The 19254-nt window shown below is 44.2% G+C and carries 18 protein-coding genes; 12 read left to right on the top strand and 6 right to left on the bottom strand.

What is annotated here, in order from left to right:
- Nucleotides 1–415 precede the first annotated feature (415 nt).
- On the top strand, nucleotides 416–901 hold the full coding sequence (locus JGK16_RS10790; protein ID WP_293186578.1) for a hypothetical protein: 486 nt from the start codon (nucleotides 416–418) through the stop codon (nucleotides 899–901).
- A gap of 50 nt (nucleotides 902–951) precedes the next feature.
- Here JGK16_RS10790 and JGK16_RS10785 read toward each other — a convergent pair whose 3' ends face one another.
- The gene (locus tag JGK16_RS10785) at nucleotides 952–1077 is read right to left on the bottom strand and encodes a hypothetical protein (RefSeq protein ID WP_293150229.1); all 126 of its coding nucleotides are present in this window, start codon (nucleotides 1075–1077) and stop codon (nucleotides 952–954) included.
- Between JGK16_RS10785 and JGK16_RS10780 the strand changes: the two genes are divergently transcribed.
- From JGK16_RS10780 to JGK16_RS10755, 6 genes are all read left to right on the top strand, one after another.
- Nucleotides 1070–3043 carry a carbamoyltransferase gene (locus tag JGK16_RS10780; RefSeq protein ID WP_293190517.1) on the top strand — a complete coding sequence of 658 codons (1974 nt, stop codon included), beginning with the start codon at nucleotides 1070–1072 and terminating at the stop codon, nucleotides 3041–3043. The two genes, JGK16_RS10785 and JGK16_RS10780, sit on opposite strands and share 8 nt — an antisense overlap.
- A 132-nt stretch (nucleotides 3044–3175) precedes the next feature.
- Nucleotides 3176–3583: an SxtJ family membrane protein gene (locus JGK16_RS10775; protein WP_293186575.1), complete on the top strand. Its 408-nt coding sequence runs from the start codon at nucleotides 3176–3178 to the stop codon at nucleotides 3581–3583.
- Nucleotides 3584–3748: a DUF5989 family protein gene (locus JGK16_RS10770; protein ID WP_190734603.1), complete on the top strand. Its 165-nt coding sequence runs from the start codon at nucleotides 3584–3586 to the stop codon at nucleotides 3746–3748. It begins immediately after the preceding gene.
- 4 nt (nucleotides 3749–3752) lie between these two features.
- Nucleotides 3753–4979, top strand: coding sequence for an SGNH/GDSL hydrolase family protein (locus JGK16_RS10765; RefSeq protein WP_293186573.1), 1227 nt, complete (start codon nucleotides 3753–3755; stop codon nucleotides 4977–4979).
- 19 nt (nucleotides 4980–4998) lie between these two features.
- Entirely contained in the window at nucleotides 4999–6321 is a 1323-nt protein-coding gene (locus JGK16_RS10760; RefSeq protein ID WP_293190516.1) for a hypothetical protein, read from the top strand.
- A 6-nt stretch (nucleotides 6322–6327) separates the two neighbouring features.
- The gene (locus JGK16_RS10755) at nucleotides 6328–7659 is read left to right on the top strand and encodes a hypothetical protein (protein WP_293190515.1); all 1332 of its coding nucleotides are present in this window, start codon (nucleotides 6328–6330) and stop codon (nucleotides 7657–7659) included.
- A 276-nt stretch (nucleotides 7660–7935) separates the two neighbouring features.
- Here the strand turns inward: JGK16_RS10755 and JGK16_RS10750 are convergent, their stop codons facing one another.
- A complete protein-coding gene (locus JGK16_RS10750) occupies nucleotides 7936–9267 on the bottom strand; it encodes a hemolysin family protein (RefSeq protein ID WP_293186567.1) in 1332 nt (443 codons plus the stop codon).
- A gap of 298 nt (nucleotides 9268–9565) precedes the next feature.
- On the opposite strand from JGK16_RS10750, the gene mfd reads away from it, so the two are divergent.
- From mfd to JGK16_RS10730, 4 genes are all read left to right on the top strand, one after another.
- Nucleotides 9566–13126, top strand: a complete 3561-nt coding sequence (mfd, locus tag JGK16_RS10745; protein ID WP_293190514.1) for a transcription-repair coupling factor — start codon at nucleotides 9566–9568, stop codon at nucleotides 13124–13126.
- A gap of 120 nt (nucleotides 13127–13246) precedes the next feature.
- Complete coding sequence (locus tag JGK16_RS10740) at nucleotides 13247–13912, top strand: S-layer homology domain-containing protein (protein ID WP_293186565.1); 666 nt, start codon at nucleotides 13247–13249, stop codon at nucleotides 13910–13912.
- A 208-nt stretch (nucleotides 13913–14120) separates the two neighbouring features.
- Nucleotides 14121–14402 carry a pentapeptide repeat-containing protein gene (locus tag JGK16_RS32725; RefSeq protein WP_325314724.1) on the top strand — a complete coding sequence of 94 codons (282 nt, stop codon included), beginning with the start codon at nucleotides 14121–14123 and terminating at the stop codon, nucleotides 14400–14402.
- Nucleotides 14403–14511: 109 nt separating this feature from the next.
- Complete coding sequence (locus JGK16_RS10730) at nucleotides 14512–14763, top strand: pentapeptide repeat-containing protein (RefSeq protein WP_293187169.1); 252 nt, start codon at nucleotides 14512–14514, stop codon at nucleotides 14761–14763.
- 28 nt (nucleotides 14764–14791) lie between these two features.
- Here JGK16_RS10730 and JGK16_RS10725 read toward each other — a convergent pair whose 3' ends face one another.
- The 4 genes from JGK16_RS10725 to JGK16_RS10710 form a co-directional block, all read right to left on the bottom strand.
- On the bottom strand, nucleotides 14792–16039 hold the full coding sequence (locus JGK16_RS10725; RefSeq protein ID WP_293187168.1) for an adenylate/guanylate cyclase domain-containing protein: 1248 nt from the start codon (nucleotides 16037–16039) through the stop codon (nucleotides 14792–14794).
- Between the two features lie 117 nt (nucleotides 16040–16156).
- Nucleotides 16157–16741, bottom strand: coding sequence for a PepSY domain-containing protein (locus JGK16_RS10720; protein WP_293190513.1), 585 nt, complete (start codon nucleotides 16739–16741; stop codon nucleotides 16157–16159).
- A gap of 194 nt (nucleotides 16742–16935) precedes the next feature.
- Nucleotides 16936–17823, bottom strand: a complete 888-nt coding sequence (locus tag JGK16_RS10715; protein ID WP_293190512.1) for a calcium-binding protein — start codon at nucleotides 17821–17823, stop codon at nucleotides 16936–16938.
- 204 nt (nucleotides 17824–18027) lie between these two features.
- Nucleotides 18028–18687, bottom strand: a complete 660-nt coding sequence (locus JGK16_RS10710) for a Fe2+-dependent dioxygenase (RefSeq protein ID WP_293203061.1) — start codon at nucleotides 18685–18687, stop codon at nucleotides 18028–18030.
- Between the two features lie 285 nt (nucleotides 18688–18972).
- Between JGK16_RS10710 and JGK16_RS10705 the strand changes: the two genes are divergently transcribed.
- A complete protein-coding gene (locus JGK16_RS10705) occupies nucleotides 18973–19167 on the top strand; it encodes a hypothetical protein (protein WP_293190510.1) in 195 nt (64 codons plus the stop codon).
- Nucleotides 19168–19254 lie beyond the last annotated feature (87 nt).

Below are 19254 nucleotides of genomic sequence, written 5' to 3'. Positions count from 1 at the left end.
GTACCTTAAGATTTGGACTGAAGTCCGATTAGCGCTCTTTTGCAAAATCTCTAAAAGAGCGCTTTAATTAGGTACGTTGTTGCGCTTAAGCGCTCTTTTTCACAATCTCTAAAAGAGCACTTCAATTAGGTACGTAGTTGCGCTTAAGCGCTCTTTTCCACAATCTCCGAAAGAGCGCTCAAGCGCAACTACGTACCTTAAGATTTGGACTGAAGTTTGATTAGTTCTCTTTTCTACAATGTCCGAAAGAGCGCTAAAGCGCAACTACGTACCTTAATTTTGGAGTTAAGTCCGATTAGCACTCTTTTGCAAAATCTACGAAAGAGCGCTGAAGCGCAACTACATACCTTACGATCGCACCTATTCATCTGTACTCTGTTAAGATCGCTCAATATCTTGACAAGCAACCCGATCCATGCAGACTCTCAAACCATCAACCCGACCTTTCAACCATCAAGATACATATCCCTGCCCTGTCTGTCGCACCGGTCAAATTTCCACCATGCCGATGATGGAAGCCCTCGGTTGCAACTTCTGCCAGCACATTTTTACCGCTAGCGAAGAAAGACAATCGCTGAAAATGGCCGATCGCCAACCGCCCGTAACATGGCACTGGGACGGCAAAAAATGGATAGGAGCGCACCTCGAAGGCACAGAATTCGGATGGTCTTATTTTGCCGCCGCGATCGGTCTAGTCTTCCTTCCCACCACCTTGCTCGGACTTTCAGCTTACTATTTTCCTCCGGTTCCCGGCAGCCGTTTGTCGTGGTTCCCCGCAGCTTGGACGGGTTTAGCTTTTTTGTCCCATTTAGGCATAGTGCTGTGGTTGGTAGCTGAATTTTATCAATTTCCGGTGGGCACTTACTTCAGAGCTTGGGCGCGCAGGATTCGCCGGCGCTAGCTGGATGCTGTCAAAGAGCCGATCGACCTCAGCCGCCCACCAGCATCAATTCAGCTAAAATTAGAGGCGATCGCAAAACTCAACTCCAAATCTGCACCACTAAAGCTATAATCGTTAGCTATTCTAAATACATCTGATACGAGCGCATAGCGATTTGTGAGGAGAGCGATGAACATACTTGGAATCTCGGCGTACTACCACGACAGCGCCGCCGCCTTAATTCGCGATGGAGAAATTATCGCCGCAGCGCAGGAAGAAAGATTTTCCCGCAAAAAGCACGACGCCAGATTTCCCAAGAATGCGATCGCCTATTGCCTAAAAGAAGCGAACATAGAATTGCGGGAACTCGATCGCATAGTCTTTTACGACAAACCATTAGTCAAATTTGAGCGCCTGCTAGAAACTTACCTAGCCTACGCACCCAAAGGTTTTCGCTCTTTCCTCACCGCCATGCCCATCTGGCTGAAAGAAAAGCTTTACCTCAAAACCATGCTCAAAAGAGAGCTCGCAGAAATGGCAAACTGCAAAAGCAATAAACTGCCATCTCTGCTATTTACTGAACACCACCAATCCCACGCAGCCTCAGCATTTTTCCCCAGCCCCTTCCAAAAAGCCGCCGTTTTGTGCCTCGACGGCGTAGGCGAATGGGCAACAACCTCAGTCTGGCTAGGAGACGGAAACCAACTCACACCTCAGTGGGAAATCGATTTTCCCCACTCCTTGGGCTTGCTTTATTCAGCTTTCACCTATTACACAGGCTTCAAAGTCAACTCTGGTGAATACAAACTCATGGGTTTAGCGCCCTACGGCGAACCCAAGTATGTAGACAAAATTCTCACCCATTTAATCGACCTCAAAGATGACGGAACTTTCCGTTTAGACATGGATTATTTCAACTACACTGTTGGCTTAACCATGACAAATCAAAAATTTGACGAACTGTTTGAAGGGCCGCCACGCACAGCAGAAGGAAAATTAACTCAGCGGGAAATGGACATTGCAGCATCCATTCAAGTTGTTACAGAAGAAGTTGTTTTGCGGCTGTGCAGAACAGTTAAAAAAGAATTGGATGTAGATTATCTTTGTCTTGCCGGCGGTGTTGCTCTTAACTGCGTTGCTAACGGCCGACTCTTGCGGGAAGGTATTTTCAAAGATATTTGGATTCAACCTGCCGCAGGAGATGCTGGCGGTGCTTTGGGCGCAGCTTTGGCGATTTGGTATCAGTATTGCGAACAAACTCGTACTGTTGCTGATGAGCTACTCGCAGTAAATAAGATTAAGGAGGAGAGGACTGAAGTCCTTACTACGAAGGAGGAGGAAAGGACTGAAGTCCTTACTACAAACCAAGCTGTGGCGACTGTGGCGAAGTCTGTGGCTCATTTAACTTGTCACGACAAAATGCGCGGTTCCTATTTGGGGCCAAGATATACTGACACAGAAATTCAGGAATATTTGGATGCTGTCAAAGCTAGCTATCATCGATTGGACGATGCCGAATTGATGCCACAGTTGGCGGAAATTTTGGAACAGGGAAACGTCGTCGGATGGTTCCAAGGGCGGATGGAATTTGGGCCGCGGGCTCTGGGCGGGCGATCGATTATTGGCGATCCCCGCAATGCTAAAATGCAATCCGTGATGAACCTGAAAATTAAATATCGGGAATCATTTCGACCTTTTGCACCCTCAATCTTAGCCGAACGAGTTGCGGATTATTTCGAGATTGACCATTCTAGCCCTTATATGCTATTGGTTGCTCCAGTCAAAGCCAGTCTCCGCATTCCCATGACAGCGGAACAACAAGAATTGTTTGGCATTGAAAAGCTTAACATTCCGCGATCGGAAATTCCGTCTGTTACCCACGTCGATTACTCGGCTCGCATCCAAACCGTTCACAAAGAAACCAATCCTCGGTACTATGACTTAATCAGTCATTTTGAAGAGCGATCGGGATGTTCGATTTTAGTAAATACTTCATTCAACGTCCGAGGCGAACCAATTGTTTGCACTCCTGAGGATGCTTACCGCTGTTTTATGCGAACCGAAATGGATTATCTGGTTTTAGAGAATTTCTTAATTCCTAAATCGGAACAAATTCCTTGGAAACAAGACGAAGCTTGGAAAAATGAATTTGAACTAGATTAGTTATTAGTTATTGGTTATTTGTTATTGGTTATTTGTGATTTGTTGGTGTTAATGACTGATAAATGACTAATACCTAATACCTAATGCCCAATGCCCAATGCCCCATTCCCAATGCCCCATTCCCAATTTCTAATGAGCGACGAAATAAAAAAACTCGATAAAAAAGGCCTGCGCGATTTCGGCCTGCTAATTGGCGGCTTAATTGCAGTGCTGTTCGGTTTAGCAGTACCTTTGCTGCGGCGCGATTCTATACCTTGGTGGCCCTGGGCGATCGGCGCAGTGCTAATTGTGTTAGCATTGGCTGCGCCGAAATCGCTCAATCCCATTTACCACGGGTGGATGTGGTTTGGACTTACCCTCAACAAAATCGAAACGCCGATCGTGCTGGGGATAGTTTTTTACCTGATAATTTGGCCGATGGGAGTTATCAAAGGTATATTTGGCGAAGATGCAATGCGGCGCAAACTAAATCCCAAAATGGATACTTACCGCGTCCCGAGTAAAGCAAGAACAAAAGTTAGCATGGAGCGTCCTTTCTAAGTGTTTGAATCAACATTAGACTTTCTCAAAGATTTGTGGGCGTTTATGAAGGAACGCCAAAAATATTGGTTGCTACCATTAATTGTGACTTTAGTCTTTTTAGGAGCTTTGATTGTATTGAGTCAGGGTTCTGTAATTGCTCCGTTTATTTATACCCTGTTTTGAAAGAATGAGCAAGTTGAAGAATTTGGGTGTCAATTTAGGTTTGACACTCGGCGGTTTATTAATGGGGGTGGTAATCGGTGAAATTGGATTGCGAGTTGCTAGAGTTGAGGGCTACCCAAAAATAGGAGATGTTGTAGACTCCGCGCCAACTCGTTTCCACACTTCCGATCGCGATTTGGGTTGGAAGCTCAAACCCGGTGTGTCCGGCGAGTGGAATGGGGAAGGTGTAAGTTTTGTACAGGTGAATAGTGACGGTTTGCGCGATCGCGAACACACCAAAACCAAACCTCCCAATACCTTGCGCGTCGCAGTTTTAGGCGACTCTTTCACCGAAGCAATTCAGGTACCAGTCGAACAAACTTTCTGGTCAAAATTAGAACGAAAGCTAGGTAACTGCGGCGCCGTTAAGGGACGCAAAAAAGTTGAGGTCATCAATTTCGGCGTTCAGGGTTACGGTACCGCTCAAGAATTGATGATGCTGCGGAAAAAAGTATGGGATTACAGTCCTGATATTGTAGTCCTGGCATTTTTTATTGGCAATGATGTAATTAACAATTCCCCGCAACTGGAATACGACCATTATCGACCATTTTTTGTGTACGATGCTAGCGGCAAGTTAGTACCAGATATGTCTTTTCGCAATCTGCCGCCGATCGCTCGCAACGAAAGAGCAGTTTCTTTTGTAGATAGAATGCCCAGTTTTTTGGTCAACAATTCCCGCATCTTGCAGGTGATTAAAAAGGTAGATTTAGATAGGAAAAAGCGGCAGTTATCTGGAGATTTTACCGCTTTGAGCAGCCAAAACTTCAATCCACCTCAGGATGCAGTTTGGAAAGATGCCTGGAGGGTGACAGAGGGTTTAATCGTGACAATGCGGAATGAAGTCGTGCAGAAAAAAGCTGATTTCTTGGTTGTGACAATTGGCGATCCGATGCAAGTTCTCGGGGATGTCAAAGTCCGAAAAGATTTGATGACAAAGCACAACATTCAGGATTTATATTATCCCGACAGGCGGCTGGAAAAATTGGGCGAGCGCGAGGGTTTTCGGGTACTGAATTTAGCCGAACAGTTCAAAGGCTATACAGAAAAATATCAAGTCTGCGCCCACGGTTTTGATAATTCTATACCCTGTGGGGGTCACTGGAACGAACTCGGACACCGACTGGCCAGCATCCTCATCAACAGAAATCTGTGCGAAAATTTGCAACAGTCTCAAGTACCAAAAAAATAACCGCAATCAGTCAAATTTCATGAAAGATTCAACGCCACTCCAAAAAGGCAAAAATATATTAACTTTAATCGCCGTCAATTTGGCGATCGCCTTTATTTGTCTGGAAGCTTTGTCCCTAGCTTTTTACTTTATCAACCAAAAGCAGTTTTTTTATACCAGAACCAAAGCCAAAGAAAAAGTAGTCGAAGATATTGAACGTATCGGCATTAGACTAGATGAATCTATCGTAGAAAGACTCCACCCGTTTTTTGGCTACGTTCTCAAACAAGGTGCTTTTACCAATGAAAGATTAAAGTTAAAAGTCAACAGACACGGGTTTTTTTCCCTGTACGAATATCCCTTTATTAAAACCAATAAAAAACAATTTATTATCGGAGTTTTTGGCGGTTCAGTCGCCAACAACTTTGCAGTAGATGAGTATATAAATCAAAGATTGTCTAAAAAATTGCAGAGTTATCCAGAATTTGCCGATCGCGAAATTCGCATTTTAAATTTTGGCAACGGCGGCTACAAACAGCCCCAGCAATTATTGATTTTAAATTATTTTCTGGCTTTGGGTCAAGAGTTAGATTTAGTCATCAATATTGACGGTTTTAACGAAGTAGCACTGTCAAATTTAAACAACAAAGCCCAACTAGAAATAGGAATGCCCAGCGTCCAGCACCTACAGCCGCTGACAAGTTTAGCAAGCAATGTGTCGCCGGAAGTGATGAGTTCCATCGTCGAAATTAACGAAAACAAAAAACAATTGAAAGCAGGTATTGACAAATTGCAAAATTGTCAACTTGCCTTGTGTCACGCCGTTACCTCGCTGAGAGTGAAACAATTAGTCAACAATTACCAGCAAGCAGTTGTCAAGTACGACGCGCAAGTCAAACAATCCAACTCAGACAGCGTAAATAGCGGTATAGTCTACATTCCCAAAGCTGAGTCTGTATTGCAAGAGGCTGCTGCTTTTGAGAAAATGGCCTCGATTTGGTACGAATCGTCGATCGGCATGAATCAAATTTTATCGAGTAGAAACATCAAATATTTTCACTTTATCCAGCCCAACCAGTATTATCCAACTAAACGAGTGTTTACCGCCAAGGAAAAGGAAATTGCCATCAGCAAAGACAGCCCGTACATCGCAGGAGTAAACAAAGGTTATCCGGTGCTGTTGTCAAAAGTTGATGACTTGCAAAAAGCTGGGGTGAATGTGTTTAGCGCCGTAAATATTTTGGACAATACAAAAGATACGGTTTACAAAGATGCTTGCTGTCACTATAATTCAGTGGGAGAGGAAGTATTGGCAAACTATATTTCCAGTTCCATCATTAAAGTAGTAAGAAAGTCTAAATAAATATTTATGAAAGATTTCAAGTTAATTAACAAAGCCCAAGAAATCCTCAAAATTACTTTGATAAACTTGGCGCTTTTACTTGTTTTCCTAGAACTCGGTTCCTTGGGATGGTATTTTGTCAAGCACAAGCAATTTTTCTATACGAGAGAAAAGGCGCAAGATAAGTCGGCTTTAGGAATTAATTTAGAAGGAGTGCGTCTGAATCAGTCTATTGTCGAAAGGTTTCATCCTTTCTTTGGGTTTATTCAAAAACCCAGCGCTGATTTTCGACCTGGTTTTAAGGTGAACAACTACGGATTTATCTCTCCTTACGATTACCCTTTTAAAAAGTTTAAAAAAAATCAATTTGTGATCGGAATTTTTGGCGGTTCCGTGGCTTCAGATTTTTCTATATTTCAAATTCAAAACAAAATTTTACCTCAATACCTAAAACAGGTTCCCGGTTTACAGGACAAAGAATTTATAATTTTGTCTTTTGCTACAGGCGGTTACAAACAGCCGCAACAGTTATTAATTTTAAACTATTTTTTGGCCTTAGGTCAAGAATTAGATCTAGTAGTCAATATAGATGGCTTTAATGAAGTAGCACTTTCTAATTTAAACAATAAAAATCAGATTAATCTGGCGATGCCGAGCATTCAGCACATTTCGCCGCTGACTAGCTTGGCGAATAATAGCCTTTCTACCAAGGCTTTGCAAGCAACTATTAGAATCAAAGAAAATAAAACTAAGATTAATGAGGGTTTGGAAAGTTTGCAACACTGCTCTTTAGCTGCGTGCGATGCTTTGACTTCTGTGTACGTTCAAAATTTAGTCAACAATTATCGCAGAGATGTGATTGCCTTTGAAAAAGAACGCAGCAAAACTCAGCAAGATGACGAGGGTAGTGTGATGTATATTAATAAAAATAAGTCTGTTTTAGAGGATGGTGCAGCTTTTGAACAAATGGCGTGGAATTGGGCAAAAAGTTCAATTTTTATGCACAAAGTGCTGTCGGCTAGCAATGTTCCTTATTTTCATGTCCTCCAGCCGAATCAATATTATCAGACAAAAAGGGTGTTTAGCGATGCCGAGAAGCGGATTGCTTTTAATAAAGAGACTCCTTATGCTAAGGCTGTGGAAATTGGATATCCGGCTCTTTTGGGTAAGTTTCCTAATTTACAAAAAAATAAGATTAATATTTTGAATGGGGTGAAGGTGTTCGACAAGACTAAAGATGTTGTTTATGTAGATAGCTGCTGTCATTACAATAAAACTGGAGAGGTAATTTTTAGCAATTATGTGGGTAGTTCTATTGTGGAAGCTTTGCGGAAGGATGAAAGAAAAAATAAGAAGTGATATTATGTCCAGTTGATTTATTATTGATTGTACAATTTGCGAGCTCGTAGGGGCGGGTTCACCAACAAGATATAACGATAACCAACAATATATAAAAACCCGCCCCACTCTCACGAATAATTCACATCAACCTGATATTTATATTTAATTTCTAAATGTAGGTGATGATTCATCGTTGGGTGGGGGCGGGTTTTTGAGATTGTTTGTTTCCGGCGATGATGGTTGGTGAACCCGCCCCTACGGGTATTATGTCCATGGATTAAAATTACATGGATTTTAGGTTTTTGGTTGGGTTTTAGGTCGATCGCCCGTGGATTCGATCGGCATTACCAAGATCTTATCAACTCGGTTTCCGTCCATATCGACGACTTCGACGCGCAAGCCGTTCCATTCAAAATGCTCTGCCGCCGCCGGAATTTTACCCAAATTTGTAATCACAAAACCGCCCATTGTGTGGTAACTTCCCCTATTTTCTAAAGAGACTTCTTCAATTCCAAACAGTTCAAAGAAATTCTCAACCGGCAGCATTCCGTCTAACAGCCAAGAACCATCTTCGCGCTGCACGGCTTGCGGTTCGTCGGCATCTTCAATCGAGGGAAAGTCGCCAACTAATTCGACTAAAATGTCGTTGACTGTCACTAATCCTTGAATGACACCGTATTCATCTACTACCAAGGCAAGTTGATTGCTAGATTGCTTGAAAAGCTCTAAGACTTTTAAACCGCGCGTACTTTCGGGTACAAATAAAGGTCTCCGCAAAGAAGCACTTAAATCGAGGGGTTGACCGGTCAAAGTTCTCGACAGCATATCTGTAACGTGTACTAAACCGACAACGTTGTCGAGTCCGCCCTGACAAACGGGAAACCGGGAATGACCGCTGCCAAGCATTTTTTGGCGGTTTTCTTCAACTGAATCGTCCAAATCTAGCCAGGTCAGATCGGGGCGGGGAGTCATTAAAGCGCTGACTCGCCGATCGCCTAAACGGAACACTCTTTCTACCATGTCCTGTTCGGCTTCTTCAAAGGTTCCCGCCTCGGTTCCTTGCTCTATTAAAACTTTAATTTCTTCTTCTGTAACTTGCGGTTCTGTCGAGGGCGATATCCTCATCAGCCGCATCACCAAGTCAGTGGAATAACTTAACAGATAAACCGCAGGAGCACCAATTTTGGAGAGCATTCGCATGGGAATTGCTACGCTTGAGGCGATCGGCTCAGGGTTGTTGAGGGCCAACCGCTTCGGCACGAGTTCGCCGATAATTAAGGTCAGATAAGTGATCGTTAAAACTGCGATGACTGAGGCGATCGGCTGAGCATAGGGCGCTAAAGCCGGTATCAAGCGCAACAGAGGCTCTACTCTTCTAGAAATTGTGGTTTCTCCGAAAGCGCCTGACAGGATAGCCAGCAGCGTAATTCCGATTTGAACAGTCGGCAAGAACTGATTGGGGGCATTAGCCAGATCCAAAGCTACACGGGCATTCGTCGAACCCTGGTTAGCCATCTGTTGCAGTCTCACCTTCCGTACTGAGATGATGGCCATCTCTGACATCACAAACACGCCATTGAGCAAAACTAGCAGGAGAACAATCAGAAGGTCGGTACTTGGGGACATTTCTCAATTTATCGGTAGTAAAGGCGAAGCGCACTGCCCGCTTAAAGCATAAGCCCGGAAGCTGCCAATCTCGATCGCAAAAATCGAAATTGTTGTCAACCTGTCCCTAGATTAACGGAACGGGCTCATTTCGATCGCAAGTTCCAGATATTTACAGAAGGCTTCTAGTAGAAATCTACCCGCAGTACAGTTGAACTGCCAACAGCCGATCGAGACAATGATAGATGTTTGTCGTACAATCGAACTTACTAGGCAGCGGGGAAGATCCTTCGCCCATCGGGATAAAAACTAACAGCCCATGACTTTCTCTTCGATAATTCGGACATTGGGGCGATCGCCCCTAGCCACAGAACTTCTCAACAAGCTCAAACGGCATCACTGTTTGCAACTGAACGGTATCGCCCGCTTACCCAAAGGTTTAGTAGCTTCCGCCCTCGCACAACAAGAGGGGCGAAACCTATTAGCCGTGACAGCAACTCTGGAAGAAGCCGGCCGCTGGGTAGCTCAATTAGAGGCGATGGGTTGGCAAACCGTACATTTTTACCCAACTTCGGAAGCTTCGCCCTACGAGCTATCTTACTCCGACGAGAACGAAATGACCTGGGGGCAAATGCAGGTTCTGGCGGATTTGGTGGATCGGGAACAAAAAACGGCCAATTCCTCAAAGCCGATCGCAATTGTAGCTACAGAAAGAGCTCTCCAGCCTCACTTGCCGCCTAGAAGTGCCTTTGAACCCTACTGTCTGACGCTGAAACGAGGCGAAGTTCAAGACTCAAAGATACTTGACCGCCAACTTGCCTCCATGGGGTACGATCGGGTGACTTTGGTGGAAACGGAGGGCCAGTGGAGTCGCCGGGGGGATATTGTCGATGTGTTTCCGGTGGCGGCGGAGTTGCCGGTACGGCTGGAATGGTTCGGGGATACTTTGGATCAACTGCGCGAGTTCGATCCGTCGAACCAGCGATCGCTCGATAAGGTCGATCGATTAGTTTTAACTCCTACTAGCTTTAACGCAATTATTAAGGCAGTTTTAGCTGAAAATAATCTTGACAAAACAAACCAAATAGACTCTGTTGATATAGAAAATGAAGCAGAAAAATATGTCCGCAGGCTGTTAGGTTTAGCCTTCGAGAAACCAGCTTGTTTGTTGGATTATTTGCCAGAAAATACTTTAGTTGTAGTTGACGAACCGCAAGGATGTGAAGGCCACAGCGACCGCTGGTTTGAAAATGCCCAGGAACAATGGGAAAGTTGCAATCGGGAATCAGAAGTTGTTGATGGTGAAACGCCAAGATTGCCAATTGCTAATCTGAAGGTTCCGAAAATTCACCGCACTTTTGCGGAATCGATCGCAGATGTCGCAGCTTTTGACAGGCTAGAACTTTCAGAATTAGCAGAAGATTCTACTACTCAAAAAATTAAAAGCTCCTCCGGGGGCGAGCAGCTACCGCCTGCGGTTAATTTGTCCAGCAGGCCAGTGCCGGTGATGCCTCACCAATTCGCGAAGCTGTCTCAAATGCTCCGGGAAGAGCGGGATCGCGGTTTTACGGTGTTTATGGTTTCGGCTCAACCGAGTCGATCGGTCTCTCTGCTGTCGGAACACGACTGTCCGGCTCAGTTTGTGGTGAATCCGCGCGATTTTTTGGCGATCGACAAGTTGCAGTTGCAGCACATTCCGGTAGCTTTGAAGTACAGCGGGCTGGCAGAGTTGGAAGGGTTTATTCTGCCGACTTTTCGGATTGTTTTAATTACCGATCGAGAATTCTACGGCCAGCATTCTCTCGCTACATTTAGCTACGTCCGCAAGCGCCGCCGCGCCGCTTCTAAAAAGGTTGACCCGAACAAGCTCAGTCCGGGGGATTATGTGGTGCACCGCCAGCACGGAGTGGGCAAGTTTCTCAAGTTGGAACGCTTGACGATCGATCGGGAAACTCGCGAATATTTGGTGTTGCAATACGCTGACGGTACTCTGAGAGTCGCGGCGGATCAATTGGGCGCGCTGTCGCGGTTTCGGACTGTCGGCGATAAAGTGCCGGATCTCAACAAGTTGACTGGTCAAACTTGGGAAAAAACTAAAGCAAAAGTTCGCAAAGCTGTTAAGAAAGTAGCAGTAGATTTGCTGAATCTTTACGCAAAAAGAGCTAAGCAACAGGGTTATGCTTTTCCTCCTGATATGCCTTGGCAGCAAGAGTTAGAGGATTCTTTCCCGTACCAACCAACGCCGGATCAGTTGAAGGCTACTCTGGATGTGAAACGTGACATGGAGGGCGATCGACCGATGGATCGCTTGGTCTGCGGCGATGTCGGTTTCGGCAAGACGGAAGTTGCTCTGAGAGCTATTTTTAAGGCAATTACAGCGGGCAAGCAGGTGGCTTTGCTGGCGCCGACGACAATTTTGACCCAACAGCACTATCACACGCTCTCAGAGCGTTTTTCCCCTTATCCGATCGAAGTTGGTTTGCTCAATCGCTTCCGCACAGAAACTGAACGCCGGGAAATTCACAAACGCCTAGCAACTGGGGAGTTAGACGTGATTGTCGGTACTCAGTCTGTTTTGAGTAAAGCGATTAAATTTCGGGATTTGGGTTTGTTGGTGGTGGACGAAGAACAACGGTTTGGGGTGAAGCAAAAGGAAGCGATTAAATCTCTGAAAACCGAGGTAGATGTCCTGACTCTGACGGCGACTCCGATTCCCCGCACGTTGTATATGTCTCTATCGGGGATTCGGGAGATGAGTTTGATTGCGACTCCGCCGCCCAGCCGCCGCCCGATTCAGACTCATTTGGCCCCCTACGATTTGGAGGTGGTGCGGACTGCAATTCGTCAAGAGTTGGACAGGGGCGGTCAGGTTTTTTATGTTGTACCCAGAATTGAGGGGATTGATGAGTTGGCGGATACGTTGCAAACAATGGTTCCGGGGGCGAGAATTGCGATCGCCCACGGTCAAATGGATGCTGCGGAACTAGAATCGATCATGCTGACTTTCAGTGCGGCAGAGTTTGATATTTTGGTGTGCACTACGATTATTGAGTCGGGTTTGGATATTCCGCGCGTCAATACAATCTTGATTGAGGACGCGCAGAAGTTTGGTTTGGGTCAGTTGTACCAGTTGCGGGGACGGGTGGGACGCGCGGGGATTCAAGCTCACGCTTGGCTGTTTTATCCCAAGCAAAACCAACTGTCGGATGCTGCAAGGCAGCGGCTGCGGGCAATTCAAGAGTTCGCGCAGTTGGGATCGGGCTATCAGTTGGCTGTCCGGGATATGGAAATTCGGGGCTCTGGTGATGTGTTGGGTACGGAACAGTCTGGTCAAATGGAGGCGATCGGTTTTGATTTATATGCTGAAATGTTAGAGGAGGCGATTCGCGAAATTAAGGGTCAGGAAATTCCCAAGGTTGAGGATGCACAAATCGACCTCAGTTTGACGGCGTTTATTCCTGCCGATTATATTGGAGATCTGGATCAAAAGATGAGCGCTTATCGGTCTGTGGCTTCTGCGAATACTCTCGAAGAGTTGCAACAGATTCGGGCCGATTGGTGCGATCGTTACGGGCAGATTCCTCTACCAGCGCAGCAACTAATTCGTGTTGTCGAACTCAAACAAATCGCCAAGCAAATCGGTTTTTCTCGGATTAAACCGGAAAATAAGCAGCACATTGTCTTGGAAACGCCGATGGAGGAACCTGCTTGGAATTTGCTCAAGGCTAATTTGCCCGAACATCTACATTCTCGTTTTGTCTACAGCAAGGGGAAGGTTACTATTCGCGGAATGGCTGTTTTGAGCGCCGAAAAGCAGTTGGATAATTTGATTGATTGGTTGGGTAAAATGCAGGGCGCTTTGCCGGAAGCAAAGATTTGATTTTAATATGAAATCCCGCTATTTAGCCGGCGGTCGAAATCTCAGAATCATACCGATGGAACCGGAGAAAATATTGCTGCTGCTTTAATAATTGTTTGAGCAGCACAAAGGATTAAAATCGTGAAAAAGTTAGTCTGTGTTTTTTTTGCGATCGCGCTAGCGCAAGGAGTGCCAACGGTGGTTCAATCTCAACAAATAATTGACCCGATCGACCGGGTTGTCAATGCAGGATTGATGAATAAAGATTCTAGCGGCAATTTTAATGCTGAAAGCATTATCAGTCGCGCCGATTTGGCGGTAATTTTACTGAAAACTTTTGGTTTGGAACGGCGGAAAACAGCTCAGAAACCGGATATGGAATTGCCCGACGTACCTAAAAGCTACTGGGCTTACAGTGCGATTCAAACTGCTTTGAAAACGGGAACTATGAGTGGATATCGCGACGGAATGTTTTTCCCAAATCAAAGGGTGACTCGCGCTGAGGCTTTGGCGATTTTTGCTCAAGCTTATGGGGTTTTTCAGTTTCCAGACGCCACCGTTGCCGAGATTTTAGCTAGGTATCCAGATGCAGGGGAAATTCCTAGTTGGGCTAGAAAGTCTATGGCTACTGCACTGTATGAAGGGTTTGTGAATCTTGAAGTCGGAACTAATGCAATTAATCCTTTGAAGCCGATGACTCGCGGTAATATCGCTTACGCTTTGAGCAAGTATTTGGAGCGGCAGGTAAGACCAACTTCTTTGCCTGTCCCGAACGAGGAGCCACCAAATCGGGGGATGGGAAGGTAAATATAGTAAGTTTCATTTGCCTGAGAATCGGTAATTGGTAATTGAGAAGGCCATAGCTCATTCAATTAAAAATTGCTAAGCTGTTCGACATTCAAAATGCACTATTTGTGTGCCAGATCCCATACTGTAAGGGGTTGAGGCAATAAATTTAAATGACTAACAGCTTATAGCAATCCTAACTGAGATGTGAACACAAATATGATAAAATATAAAAAAACTAAGTGCGATCGGGCAACCAAAAACTCCCCAACCACCCAAAAAAGACGACCCCAAAAACCTCGGCTACGTCTCACCCGAATTTGCCGAAAAAGTATCCCAACAGGAAATTGACCAAATCAACGCCAACGTCGAAACCCTGCTCCTAACTAAAAGCTGCATCCGCTGCGACCTCCGAGGTGTAAAATTAGTTAACCTCACCTTAAAAAATCCGATCGTTACAGGAGCAGACTTATCAGATGCTAACCTCAGCGGAGGTACTTTCGAGATATAGCGGTTCTCAGAAAGATGAGGTATGTTGTTGGGCTTCAGCCCTCTTGGTTTAAGCGGTTATATAAGCTGTCAGTCATACCTCATCTTTTTGAGAAAGGCTATAGCAGATTTTGTCAACACTAACCCTAGCACGCACTGATTTAAGTGGCTCAGTTTTAATAGGAGCGAGAATCAGCAATAGTAATTTTAGGAAAGCTAACTTGACCAATACTAATTTAGACGGTGCAGACTTGCGCTTTTCCGACTTGAGAGATGCCAATCTTTCTAATGCGAACCTCCGCAATGCGAACATGGATGGTGCTAGTCTCGATCGAGCAAGTATGGCAGGAACCACCATGTCCGATGGTCGAAAAAATCAATAATATTAAATTCGTCATTCCTGACGGCTAGCTATATTAACCACCATGCAATTAAAGCTGCTGTCTTACCTTTCGCCACTATCGGTTCGCAAGGTTCCACCGTTAGACGTTGTGACATCCCTTGATAAACAGCATCAGAAATAGTAATTGCACCACCAGGCGTGGCACTTTCTAAGCGTTTTGCTGTATTGACAACATCACCAATCACCGTATAAGTCCGAACATCTGCACCGCCAAATAGCCCTTCAATAACGCTCCCGCAATGCACTCCGCATCCCGCACCAATTCCATATAATTCAAGCATTTCTAAAGCAGCTTTACTCATAGATTTAGCCGCAGCAATTCCCTGCTGTGGCGTAGCATAAATCGCCATAATTTCATCGGCTGTAAAAGTTATTCTTAAAGGCTGAAACTTGGCGGCGGCTGGTTCAACACAACGGTAATATTCATTGATAACCGCTGCAACTGTCTCAGGGGAAGTTTTTTCGCACCAACTTGTAAAACCGCGAATATCCATAAATAAAATCGTGCGATCGCACTTTTGAAAAGCCAAACCTGCTGGATTATTAAGCGCTGTGTCTACTACATGACTTCCCATCCCCCATTCTGCCATGTTTCCCAGTAGTTGATCTGTTTTTTGTAGCTGCTTTCTTTGTTTGAAAATCTGTACCGACTGCAACCCCAAAAGCAAACCGATAAATACCATACTCCAAGTAAGAAACCAGTGCGTTGCCGTCCGTGAAAATGTCACTATCAATTCTAAATTAGCAATTAAATATTGAGACTTAATCCCAATCACAACATAAAAAGCTACCACCATCAGAGCCCGTACCACACTTTCCAGTGGAATCAGCCAATCATCAATACCCTTAGCCCAATGGAATCGCAATCCTTGCAAAGTAGCAATCATCAGAGAAAATAACCAAAAGACAACGTGACTAGGATTTTGGAAAAAATCTAGCCCGTCTATCGGCAGATCAATCAGCGTATAGATACCAACGCAGATCAGGTTTCCCCAAAAACGGTGGCATTTCGAGTTCGACAGATACCAAGCCTGAACAAGCATTGCTACTATTAGTAAATATTCAGTTGGGTCTGTGATAAATTTGAAGAAACCAGCTAATATTAAGTCTGATAAACTCTTCAGAATTAAAAAGTGACCGCTGTTACTTAATACTTCACTAAAAAATGTACTGGTGCGACTTCCTTGTAGCAGACTTTTCCATACAATTTTTGACTTAAGACTTGATTTTGCCGTTTCAATACTTCTATTTTTCATCTTAATTAAAGGTCAGCGACCAGAGAATTATTGTATAGCAGTTCCCCAAAAAAGATGCAACTGTAGAGAGAATTAAAACCACGATATTCATCAGTCATTCCCCGAAAAAAAAATCTATTAGCTATCTTCCTCTGTTGTTTGCTGGCGGCGTTTCCGAAAAATACCAGTCATATTGATTCCTGTTACCAGCAGAAAAATCACACCCAAACCTACCAAAAACACATAGATTGGCATCAAAAAATTTCCCAAATATTCTCCTTGGTGGATATTCAGAAAAACTTCTCCTACCTCTTTCGGCATCTTAAACCAACTTTTGCCAACTCGATAGATTACACCTGTGACTGTACTGACTGCTAAAGGCAAGACAATAATCGGTGTAGCAATACGGTGAACCTTACGAAAATCAAGTTTAGCACCTGGTCTTTCAGGGCGTGCGCCACCAAAAAATTTGGTCATCGTCAAACCAGTGACTATCAGCCCAATCACTCCCAAAGCCAGCAAAAGCACATAAAATGGTCTGAGTTCCTTTCCGAGATAGCTTCCTTGGTGAATATTCATAAAAATCTCGGCAGCATCACCTTCTATGCCTAACCAATCTTCTCCCAGCCGATAGGCAACTCCCGTTATGGCAGTCAATAGTAAAGGGATAAAAATAATCGGTGTAACTTGGCGGTGAAGTTTGCGAAAATTAGCGCTAGCCATCTATTTATTCTCCTATTTTTTAGATGTTTTGTTGTTTACAAATCAGATATTCTTGGACGCACGGGTAGGCAGAAACCGGGTTTTTTTGCGAAAATATTTCGTTGTCACCCGCAGATTCGGTAAAAAACCCGGTTTCTTTGGTCAAAGTGGGTAATTCATGTTGCAAAAAAACGGTTTTAGCGCCAGTATTACAATTAGGAATAAGTGAAATTAGTCGCGTTAATATTTCCAGCATTAACTCCTTTCAAGACTGCCAAATATTGACCAGTGCCTGCTATCCTCAACAGAGTATCGCTAGCATAAATTTCTGTTCCTTGAGTGATATTAATGTTAGAAAATCCTAAGCCATCTTTCAGCTTCAGTATGTCTGCGCCTTTTTGAAAGTCCGTGATGATATCAGCGATATCGAGAGTATTTGTAGCCGATCGCCCTTCCAGCTCAAATAAATCCGAACCCATACCGCCGGTCAGAATATCTTTACCCTTCCCTCCTTCGAGAATATCATTGCCTGCACCGCCATCAAGGGTATCTTCACCCTTGCTGCCTTCTAACTTATCGTTGCCACTGTTGCCCCTCAAAATATCATTTCCCTTACCTCCTTTTAAATAAACATTATTGCCAGGAATTCCTGTCAGGATGTCGTTACCATCTGTACCTTTAATTTCATTTTGATAGAAATTGCCGTCACTTTCGTATCCATAATTGCTAACACTCCCTGAAGTACCGCTTTGATAACCATTTTGGTATCCATCATTGCTGCTACTACTTATGTACCCAGAATTGCTGTTACCATTTTTGTATACATCATCGTTGCTACTACTTGTGTACCCAGAATTGCTGTTGCCGATGTTGTTACCGCTGTCACCGCCACTTTCGTAGCCAGAATTGCTGTTACCAATGTTGTAACGGCTGTCATCGCCACTTTCGTAGCCAGAATTGCTGTCACCACTTTCGCCACTTTCGCCACTTCCTTTGCTTGAGAGTTGGTATCTCTCCGATGATGCTCGATCGACCTCTATGGAGTTATCTTTGGTCACATAGGACTGTCCCACGCCTGTCCAAATTTTAGTTTGGTTGCTCATCTTTTAGATCCTGGTTGTTTAACTCATTTACAATTACTGTGACAAAACAAAGTAAAGAACTCGGAAAGACCTAAAATTTATTTCATCCGCTTCCAAAACCTCCTCAATAGTCCTGGACACACGACATCCATATCTGGTGTGAATCTAGGGGCAATCCCCGTGGTTGCCCCAATCCCTTAGTCTCTTGCGTAAGTCCTGCTCAACCTAAACATCAGCCCATTTTCGCAGCAAATTAGCAATGCTTTTTGATAGCAAGTCAAACTCCGCTGTCTTTCCAGACTTCTGAAAAAGGGTATCGCGAACCGTATCCAAATCAAAGAGAATTTCTCGTTTGTGAGCATCCCGAACTAAACTCTGCACCCAAGTCACCGCCGCTAGTCTTTCACCTTCCGTTACAGGTTCCACACGATGTAAAGTTGTAGTAGGATAAACAACCATTGAACCAGCATCAAGTTTAAAAGCTTGTTCGCCTTGGGTACTTTCAATCACTAATTCCCCGCCCGTATAAGTTGCAGGATCGCTGAGAAATAGAGTGAGAGACAAATCCGATCGCATTAGTTCTTCATCTCCCATAATCGCATTATCAATATGTGTCCCGTAGTACATTCCTCCCTGATAGCGACTAAACATAATGGGACGAATTGCTTTAGGGCGCGCCGCTATTTGGAATAAAGAATTGCGTTTTAGTGCTTGATTGACTAAATTTATGAGTTCCTGAGTTGGAGCCGCATCATTTTTTAGTTGAGCATTATTTTTTACTTGTTGGGCGTACCAACCTGCTGTTAACTTCCCATCGACAAATTCAGCATTTTTTAGGCGATCGACAATTAATCCTAATTCCTCTGAACTCAGAATATTGGCCATACAGATAATCATTTGGGACACTCCTACAGGTTGCTAATGGACTCGCATTGTAGCAATAAGGTAATGTCTATGCAAACAATTTTTAGAGGTTTTTGGTTCTTTCCGAGTTCTTTACTTTTTTCTGGGATAGTAGGAGTAATACCAAATCCTGCCTTTTTATCTCCTCTATGATTCGGCGGTTGAAACCGCTACTACACAAACGAAGTCCGCCTCCGCGGACTAAGAAATAAAGGGGATTTTTAACCCGGATTTGGTATAATCACCCAGAATAAGGCTTTTTGAAAGATGCAAAGTAAAACTAAGATTTGGCTCGGCATTGGAGCTTGCGTTTTAACCTCTGTAGCTGCTAGTGCGATCGCATCCCAGAATTATAGCAGTGTTAATCAATTTTCCCCTATTTCTCTTTTAAGTAATGCTGCTAATTCATCGATGAGCAACAGCAAGCCGGTTAAACCGATCGTCTTAATGACTGTAGTTTAGACTAAAAAATGAGTACAGCTAAAAGTAGCCACCTTTGAATCTCAGGCAAGCTGTTGCTTAAAAACTCAAGAGGGATCAGATTAAATA

The organism is Microcoleus sp. PH2017_09_SFU_O_A, from assembly GCF_020738625.1.
Classification (GTDB): Bacteria; Cyanobacteriota; Cyanobacteriia; order Cyanobacteriales; family Microcoleaceae; genus Microcoleus.
This window is presented reverse-complemented; position numbering and strand designations above follow the sequence as displayed.